Annotated in this window: 7 protein-coding genes; 5 read left to right on the forward strand and 2 right to left on the reverse strand. The window is 62.8% G+C overall.

From position 1 onward, the window contains the following. The first annotated feature begins 443 nt into the window (after nucleotides 1-443). From MKK84_RS23755 to MKK84_RS23765, 3 genes are all read left to right on the forward strand, one after another. Nucleotides 444-1,754, forward strand: a complete 1,311-nt coding sequence (locus MKK84_RS23755; RefSeq protein ID WP_243924342.1) for an SMP-30/gluconolactonase/LRE family protein — start codon at nucleotides 444-446, stop codon at nucleotides 1,752-1,754. A gap of 100 nt (nucleotides 1,755-1,854) precedes the next feature. Next, nucleotides 1,855-2,121, forward strand: coding sequence for a hypothetical protein (locus MKK84_RS23760; RefSeq protein ID WP_243924343.1), 267 nt, complete (start codon nucleotides 1,855-1,857; stop codon nucleotides 2,119-2,121). Nucleotides 2,122-2,573: 452 nt separating this feature from the next. Continuing rightward, nucleotides 2,574-3,122, forward strand: a complete 549-nt coding sequence (locus tag MKK84_RS23765; protein ID WP_243924344.1) for a lytic transglycosylase domain-containing protein — start codon at nucleotides 2,574-2,576, stop codon at nucleotides 3,120-3,122. 53 nt (nucleotides 3,123-3,175) lie between these two features. On the opposite strand, the gene MKK84_RS23770 is transcribed toward MKK84_RS23765, so the two are convergent. Together MKK84_RS23770 and MKK84_RS23775 are read right to left on the reverse strand one after the other, a co-directional pair. Next, a complete protein-coding gene (locus MKK84_RS23770; RefSeq protein ID WP_243924345.1) occupies nucleotides 3,176-3,442 on the reverse strand; it encodes a hypothetical protein in 267 nt (88 codons plus the stop codon). A 56-nt stretch (nucleotides 3,443-3,498) separates the two neighbouring features. Continuing rightward, nucleotides 3,499-3,912 (reverse strand): low affinity iron permease family protein, encoded by a 414-nt coding sequence (locus MKK84_RS23775; RefSeq protein ID WP_243924346.1) that lies wholly within the window; start codon nucleotides 3,910-3,912, stop codon nucleotides 3,499-3,501. A gap of 997 nt (nucleotides 3,913-4,909) precedes the next feature. On the opposite strand from MKK84_RS23775, the gene MKK84_RS23780 reads away from it, so the two are divergent. Both MKK84_RS23780 and MKK84_RS23785 read left to right on the forward strand, forming a co-directional pair. Next, nucleotides 4,910-5,122, forward strand: a complete 213-nt coding sequence (locus MKK84_RS23780) for a hypothetical protein (protein WP_243924347.1) — start codon at nucleotides 4,910-4,912, stop codon at nucleotides 5,120-5,122. A gap of 51 nt (nucleotides 5,123-5,173) precedes the next feature. Continuing rightward, a complete protein-coding gene (locus tag MKK84_RS23785) occupies nucleotides 5,174-5,326 on the forward strand; it encodes a hypothetical protein (RefSeq protein WP_243924349.1) in 153 nt (50 codons plus the stop codon). Nucleotides 5,327-5,479: the final 153 nt, after the last annotated feature.

Consider the following 5,479-nt stretch of genomic DNA (forward strand, 5'->3'; position numbering starts at 1 on the left):
CTGTCCTTGTGAGACCAGCACGTCGACCTGACGCAGCTTGCTCACGATCTCCTCGGGCTTGGGTCGTTGGGCCATCGATTCCGTCCTCTGTCGGCGCAAAAGCCATACTTCAGGGCGGACCACTTCAAAGGGGGACGATCATACCTACTCGCCCTGGTCATCCACGGTCGCCGATAGCCAGCGAGCACGCGAGGCCGGGCGAGCCGTGTTGATATGGCCGCCCGGCACCGCTTGATGCCGTTCTCGCAATAGGAGCGACAGTTTCGAGGGTTCGGAGCTGTGGCCGGCCCGGCCTACGTCGCGGATCCAGTGCCAGCTTGGGCCGACGCGCCACAACGCTAGGCAGACCGGCAGGAACGGGCCATGCGGGCGGCTGTTGGCCTTCCGTCACATATCGGAAGCGTAGCAAGTAATGTGCGCTGCGCTTCTTATGAGCGGAGACCATGATGCGTCAGCTCGTCCGCCTCAGCATGGTGCTCGCAATCTTTGCCATGCCTGCCATAGGTCGGTCTGCTGACCAGCAGAACCCTTTGCCAGTGAAGGTCGAGAAGGGCTGGGCCGGAGCGCTCGACGGCATATGGAACTGGCGGCTACCGGACACGCCAAACGGTCTGCATCCGACCCAAAGTTGGCACACGACGGGCTCGGCGCCCGATGGCGACATCTACATCGGCGGCATGGATCACAAGACGAACGCCGGTCTCTACCGGATCGATGCGCGGACTGACACGCTGCGTTACGTCGGCGACGCCCGGTCCGCCTCGGAGGCCGCCCACAACTGGCTGCCCGGTGAGACCGCACAGAAGTTTCATACCCGGCCGCTCTGGCACAACGGCAAGATCTACGTCGCGACCATGGATCGGTCCGACCTCGACGCGAGCTACCTCGATCGGCGCGGCTTTCACTGGTATGCCTACGACCCGACCCACGACAGCTTCACGGACCTAAGCGCCTCCGAGCCCGGTGGGACTGCCGTGCCCCACGGCAATCTCGTCACCCTCGCCTCCGACCCGGTCCATAATGTCATCTACGGCGCGGGTGTGCCCACAGGGGCGATCTACCGCTATGACGTCGCCAGCGGGCACACCCAGGATCTCGGTCGGCCAGCCTCATACAAGCAGCCCTACGTCTATACGGGGCGGGTGATGTGGGTGGCCGCGCGCGGTCGCCTCTACTTCACGGCCAGCAACGGGGACGAGCCCGCAGTGCACGACCACGTGCACTTTTATGACCCAGAGACTGGTTTCGGTGAGGAGAAGGATTGGCAGCTGAAGGAAGGCATGGCCCTTGAGACGGGCCAGTGCATGGAGGGGGGCAATCGGTGCGTGTTTGGAGATGATCGCGGTCACGTCTACCGTTTCGATCAGGACGCGCATACGTGGACATACCTGGGCCAAGTAGAAACAGGTAAGAAGGCGGGCTGGGGCGGCGTTAAGTTCTGGCTTTTTGCTCCGAGCGCTGACGGAAAGCGTGCTTATATCGGCACCAGTACGTCGTCACAGCCGAGCGAAGATACGACATTATACCAATTCGATTTCGCGAGCGGCCGAACGCAGCGCCTATGTACGATGGCCGAACTCGATCCGGTTCTGGACCACTTGCACGTCCATACCGGGTTCGATGCTTGGGACGCGGCTGGCCGCTTCTATTTCGCCAGCTTCGACGGCAGCCCTGAGCATGGGGTCATCATCACCCGCATCGATCCCGCTCGCTTTGAGGCAGAATTGGTCCGTCGCGCTTGGGTAGTGAGATAGACGCAATCAGCTCGCCCCCGCAGCCCGATCCAATTATGAGCCGGTGGGAACATGTTATGCCAGGCCGGACGGGACAGGGGCCCCGCCAGACCTCCCCACCATGGCCAAAGAGATCCCCAGGGTCGCCGACCTCCGTCGCAAGTCCGAGGTGTCTGTCGACGAGATCGAAGCTGCAACGGCCACCTACCTTGCGGACGAGAGCGCACAGCCGTTCGCCCTCAAGTCCGGCCACACCATCGACGTGGCTAAGGCGATCAAGATGCACCCGCAGGCCAAGAGGCTCCTGGCCGACGGGGCGACCAAGCCGGGCCTACGCCGCACGATGGTGAAGACCGCCATCGTCATGGGCTTCCCGGTCGAGGGATGAGCGTAAACGGGGAACGGATGTCTGCGCGGGCGAAAGGTTTGCGTGGGGTGATCCATCGCTTCACCGCAATCAACAGGGCAGGCCCTTGGCTCGAAGCAGGCGCTGACCAGGACCCCGCAAACTGTGGTAATCTGCTCCTAAATTAGCCTGTTTTCGGGATGACCCTCCCGACTACAGCTGGGACAGCGCTCGCAAGGATGCAAAATCTATCGCCGATCGGTGAGCGTGAGTTCTGGGCGCGGACCTATCGCAGCGCCGTCCGCAGGCGTGTGCGTTCGCTAGTTACGAGCGGCAGCAGATCCGCTGTCTTTATGGCTGCAGTCTGTCTCGGAGCCGCGCTGGCGGTTCTTCCTTCGCAACCTGAACTTGGGGTGGTTGCTCCAGTCGCCGCTATTCCGGCGCCCACGCCGCGTGCGAGCCGCATCATCGCGATCATGTCGACCGATGGCGCCATGGCCAATCTCGTCCGAACGAACATGATGGCTGCGAGCGCGTCGACAGCGACCCCTCAGTTTGTCGGGACACTCCAAGACACTTGGCTGAACGCCTTCTACGGCGACAAACAGCGCTTGAGGCAGTTCATCGAGCACACAGCCGATGCCAGCGGCCTACCGTTCGATTTCTTCCTGCGACTCCTCCAACAGGAAAGCGGGCTCGATCACCGCGCCGTTAGCCGTGCGGGGGCGCAGGGCGTCGCTCAGTTCATGCCCGCGACTGCGGCTGAGCGCGGCTTGACCGATCCGTTCGATCCTTTCGAAGCGATACCCAAAGCAGCGGAGTTCCTGCGCGAACAGCGTGCGGCCTTCGGCAGTCTGGGCATGGCAGCGGCGGCCTACAACGCGGGCCCGCAGCGTGTGAGGAACTGGCTCGCCGGGCGCTCATCGCTTCCACAGGAGACCAGAGCTTACGTCGCCAAGATCACCGGCCGGTCGGCTGAGGACTGGCGGCAGAGTGGTGACATGCTCGCCACTGCCGAACCCGCGATGAGGATTGGCTGGTGATCGCGACGACAGCGCCGCTTATTCGGGGAAGCGGCGGATGGGGTTAGATCCGCTTACTCCTCGCGCTGAGGCAAGCGTTCCTCAAGGTGGGTCGCCGCGTCCGCATAAAGTTCGAAGCGCTGCTGCATGACAGCCCGCTTCTCGGGCTTCCGCGCGCGCCCCATTTTTGCCTTCGCCTTCTCCGCACGCTCACGCATCTTTTTGGCCAGCTTCCCGAAAGCCCCGTCGATCTTGGTGCTGACCTTCTCAGCCTCAGCCTTCACCGCGTCCTGGTGGTCCCGCAAGGAGCCGGGAAACGTGCTCTTCTCATCCTTGGCCATTGTCAGCCTCCATCCATCTGCGCGCCACCCTTAGGCTATGCAGTACGACGACGCGATCACGGCTGCCCGGCGCTCCTTGAAGGTAGCGGCAACGGTAGCTTGTCCTTCCTGAGAAGTGCCAACTCCTCGGCACTGAGATCCTCGATCCCGATCAGGCGTTCGTCCGTATCGGCTACAGCACGAATGAGCTCATCGAGCTTAATCTGGATCGCCGCGGTATCCCGTGCCCCGGCCACCAGGATGACGCCTGCCAGAAGCATGGCGGCGATGGACAGGAACAGGTTGAAGACGAGAGCCCAGTGATCGTTGAAGCTGAGGAGGGCGCCAGATCCGAGGCCGGCCGCGACCGTAAAACAGGTCGCTAGGAAGCCGACTGGCTTCGAGAGCCATACGGCGAGGCTGATGATGGGTCGGTCAAGCATCGAACACCAAGCTTTGCCATGCGGCCTCACCGATATCGCCTCGGTCATCGTTTGCGAAACGCACCGCTTATGCCGCGGGGCACAAGGATGTTCGGCAGGAGTGGCGGCTGGGGCACTGAACGCGTCGGAGAGGACGGCCAAGGTCATCTCGTTGTCGTGGCGCGGACTTAGCAGACGCGCTCCCACCCCGTCTGACCCCAGGAGCCGCGTGACAGATTGGTTCGATGATCCCGATAACAGGCCGCCCTCACCGGCGGCCGACGCAAGTTGGATGAGGCTCTACATCGTAGTGGCGCTGATCAGTGCCGAAGCGCTCGGCGTGATCGGGGGAATGCTCCACATCCTGCCAGCTTGATGTGGGGACATAGAAAAGCCCGTTACGGCGACGCCGCACGGGCTGAGTGACGGCATAGGGTCTGGGAGGTCCGCCATGAGCGGCGGCGCTACCATCGCGGATGCGACAGCCGCATGACGACGCATCAAAACTCCTGTTCGCCGTCCTGAAACTCCATCGGTCCGGCGATGATGAGGACGGTCCGTCATCCAGCGTGGAAAGCGCGCTGACGTCGGGTCGTTGCTGCACTTGCTCAGTCAACGTTTGCAGCGCAACATCAGCGCTCGGCCGGCGTGCGACCGTTCGGTTTCCAGTCCGCACCAAACGGATTTCGGCCGTCTCACCACCGAACCCTGACACCGATCGGAAGGACTGCCCACTATGATCCTGAAGGTCTTCTCTTACGCGATGATAGGGGTGTTCGCCTGCGGGCTGGTGATGACGTTCTTGGGGTCAGCCAGCCAGTTTTTGGGACTGTAGTTTCACCGCTAGATGGACGGCTCGAACCGTAGTCGATTTAGATTTTCGGGACTGGCGGCGGGGTGCGAGCCTCGCCGTTCCTGCCGAGAAATTCACCCTCCGCGAACACTAACGGCGCTGCAATTTCGGTTCCCAGCCTGGCGGATGCTCGACGCTTCGGTTCGTCCGCCTTACCTCCCCGCCATGGCCAACGAGATCCCCAGCGTCGGCGACATGCGCTGAAAGTCCGAAGTGCCGGACAGCGAGATTGAGGCGGCCAGCGCCGCCTACCTCGCAGACGAAGCGGCCAAGCCCTTCGCGTTCAAATCCGGCCACACCATCGACGTGGCCAAGGCGATCGAGATGCATCCTCAGGCCAAGAGGCTTCTGGCAGAGGAGGCCGCCACGCCGGGTCTGCGCCGCATGATGGTAAAGACCGCCATCGTCATGGGCTTTCTGGTTTGAGGATGAGCGACGATCCCGAAGCCACACGAGCGTGCCACGGTCCAGCACTTGATGCGCCGCCTCGACGGGTTCGCACGTGGGGGCGGCCTGGACGAAGCGGCCGCGCGGGGGATCGTCGAGAAGGCTGCCGCCGCAATGCGGATGCGGACGGACGAGGAGCGCTTGATCAAGGCTCGCACGCGCAGGATCGAGGCGTCGGCGTAGCAGTAAGGCCGTCCAGTTTCGGGAGTGAAGCTATCTACGCTCCATTGGACTTCCTGACTGATCAGGCGCACGGTGTTGGGATCACCGGCCGGTTTCCGAACCCGTGGGCTCTGGTGGCGGAGAGTAACGTGTGCTCCCGCCTGCATTGCGCGA

It is taken from the genome of Methylobacterium sp. E-065 (genome assembly GCF_022829605.1).
Lineage (GTDB): Bacteria > Pseudomonadota > Alphaproteobacteria > Rhizobiales > Beijerinckiaceae > Methylobacterium.